At 31.3% G+C, this 3113-nt stretch carries 2 protein-coding genes; one reads left to right on the top strand and one right to left on the bottom strand.

Annotated elements, in window-relative coordinates:
- The first annotated feature begins 698 nt into the window (after nt 1–698).
- Complete coding sequence (locus G468_RS0116690; RefSeq protein ID WP_026824001.1) at nt 699–1847, top strand: BamA/TamA family outer membrane protein; 1149 nt, start codon at nt 699–701, stop codon at nt 1845–1847.
- Between the two features lie 591 nt (nt 1848–2438).
- Here G468_RS0116690 and G468_RS21620 read toward each other — a convergent pair.
- The gene (locus tag G468_RS21620) at nt 2439–3017 is read right to left on the bottom strand and encodes a hypothetical protein (RefSeq protein ID WP_051297177.1); all 579 of its coding nucleotides are present in this window, start codon (nt 3015–3017) and stop codon (nt 2439–2441) included.
- Between the last annotated feature and the right edge of the window lie 96 nt (nt 3018–3113).

The following is a 3113-nucleotide window of genomic DNA, read 5'->3' as shown; positions in this document are numbered from 1 at the left end:
ATGAAAAAACGGCAAGAAACTATCTAGCAATGGTGAAACTGGGCTGCATTCGCTTGTTTTACCGCCGATTACGCAATTAAGGGACACAGCCTAGCTTGATTACCCTTGATAAAATCTATATTTTTTGTGATATTTTTGATATAACGATTAGCCAATTTTTAGACCCTTGTAATGAGCAAAAAAGTTTAAGCCATCATCATTTCTTGAACTCTTTTTATTAATTAATAATAAAAAACTATAAGCCTCCATTTATAGTGATAAATAAAAATTTTTTTTCTAATTAAATGCTAAAAAATAAAATTAAAAAAGATTATTTATAACATAATAATAAAATTTTACGATTAATTAAAAATTAACTTTTGCCTGCAATAATAAATTTATTAATCTGATAATATTATTATTTATTTTTAATTAAATATGCAAAATAACATGCCAATGCTAAACTAGAATATTTGATAATCTGATAAAATCCCTATATCATCGTCATCATTAAGGTTTTTGAACTTTAGTGTCACAATATAAAAACACCGCATAAAAAGTTCAGAAACTAACTGCAAAATCACCTAATATCTAGAAAACAAATCCAATTACAACGATAACTGTAAGGCTTGGATTAATACTAATTGTAATAGGTTTTCTAAAATCGGCGCCAATAATAGCCGTAATGACCTTATTTCCCAGGGGAGCTGTAATTTTTAATGCGTTTTTATCGTAACATCATAAGATTAATTATAATTAATCTACTTACTGTGTCGACGACGGCCAACACCAATATTTTGCCCGCACGACAAAATATTGATCGCGGGCTTGAAAAGTTGGGTGGAGCAAACCGTTTTGATGAAACTAAAACTATCGACTGGGGATTATTGCCAGGCCCTTTTTATACACCAGAAATGAGCGTCGGCGTTGGTGTAGCATTAGTTGGTTTATATCGTATTGATAAAAATGATAAAATTAGTCAACCTTCATCATTGGGTGTAAGTGGATTTGCATCAGCGACTGGCGCTTTCGGACTAAATTTTAATAATTATAATTTTTTATCTGCAGAACAATGGCGTTTATTTATTTCCGGTACTGTAAATAATATTCCCACCTACTATTGGGGAAAAGGTTATTCTGCCGGTAAAAATGACCACAACAAAGTGGAATATAAATCTCAAGAATTTGCTATCAGACCGAGAGTACTTTATCGCATAATCGATAACACTTATATAGGGTTAGGTTGGGATTTTTCATCACTCAATGCTAGTGATTTAGATGAACGTGGAAAAAATTATTTTACCAAATCAGTAGGTGGTCGCTCTATACGTAGTTCTGGAATTAGTGCCCACTTCAATTATGATTCACGTGATTTCTTACCTAACGCTCGACATGGTCAAGCCCTTGAAGTTATATATAGCTATTTTTCTCCAGAACTGGCTAGCGACAATCGCTTTCAAAGCACACAGTTGCAATATTCTGCCTATTATACACTATCTGAAAATAGTGTCTTAGCCGTTGATAATTATGCCCGTTTTACCTCAGGTACAGTTCCTTGGGATCATCTCTCTTTATTAGGTAATGCAAATCAGATGAGAGGTTATTATGAAGGGCGTTATCGTGATAATAATGTTTTTACTACCCAGTTAGAGTATCGTCGCAAGTTAGATTGGCGCCATGGTATCGTTGGTTGGATTGGGGCAGGCACACTTAGTGACTCACCATCAAAACTAGGCGCTAATCAATGGTTACCCACTGTTGGTATAGGCTATCGATTCGAATTTAAACCTAGAATGAATATTCGATTAGATTTTGGTATGGGTCGCAATAGCACTGGCTTTTATTTCCAAGTAGGTGAAGCATTTTGATTAACAAAAATTTGTTATTTATTGTAGTAATAAGATAATTATTAAGTGGAAATGGAAATCAACAATATTAATGGAATTAATTTCCAAATCTCGCAATTGCCAGATCAATTTGCACTAACATAATAACCAATTTTTCAATTAAACATAGAATAATTCGATAGATCTATACAAAATTTAAGAAAATATTTTTGCCTAACTATGTTCTGAACCCTATTGTATGGTACAAATTTTATTCGCTATGTAGACAGAAAAGATTTTTATTTTCTCTTCCGTCGACAATATTTTTAACCAATTACTTTTTAATACAATCTTTTATTTGCTGTAAGCGTTATCAAGATCGACATCAAGGCGACACAATATATCAGTAAATAAATTCGGTCGACAAAAAGATAAAACTGTACGAAAAAATAAGATGTCATGTCGCTGACTATATAAGAAATTTCTGTTCTATCTTTTGATAAAAGAGACGTTTATAATTAATACTACATTGAAAATCATATAAATATATTAATTGTTAACATAAATAGACTAATTTAATTATTTTCTATTATTAAAAATGAAATAACATAATATTGCTAAAATCTCCATCATTTAATTAAGAATTTGTTCATAAATTAATCTTCCCAGCTCTTCATATCCTAAATTATTAAAATGAAGGTGGTCAATATAAATATTATCGTAAAGTTTAGGCGATAGTCTCATTAAAAAATTCATATCATAGTAAGGTATGTTTTCTTTTTGACAACCCGCTTCAAGCTGTGAAGAATACTTTTTATGTAAATCTAAGGCACATAAATGATCAAATAATTGCCAAAACTTATTTGCACAAGCCTTTACTGCATAAAACATCGCTTCTTCCTCTTTATGAAACTGCTCTTTGCTCCATAGAGATAGTGGCTGAAGGATATAATACACTTTAGCATCATGCTTTTTGGCTAACTGTTTTATCTGAACTGCTGATTCAACCGTCATTTTAACTGCACGATTGATACGCTCTTTAATATCTACATAGGTATCAGTATATACCTTTTCCATTGGGTTTTGAGCAAGATCATCAAGCCAATTATTTAATCTATCAGCAAGCTTCGGGATAAACTTTTTTGCAGCGCTATTACTGCATTGGGCACTAGAATTTATTCCATACATTAAATCTTGATTATATTTATTCATATAATAAATAGAGTTAAAATGTCAGTAATAGCCGTTAACCGTCATCGATAGGAGATATTTTATAGATAATAAACTGTTTTATATCATTTTTATTTC

Source organism: Arsenophonus nasoniae DSM 15247 (genome assembly GCF_000429565.1).
Lineage (GTDB): Bacteria > Pseudomonadota > Gammaproteobacteria > Enterobacterales > Enterobacteriaceae > Arsenophonus > Arsenophonus nasoniae.
The sequence above is the reverse complement of the archived record's forward strand: the minus strand, read 5'-3'. Positions and strand labels throughout refer to the sequence as shown.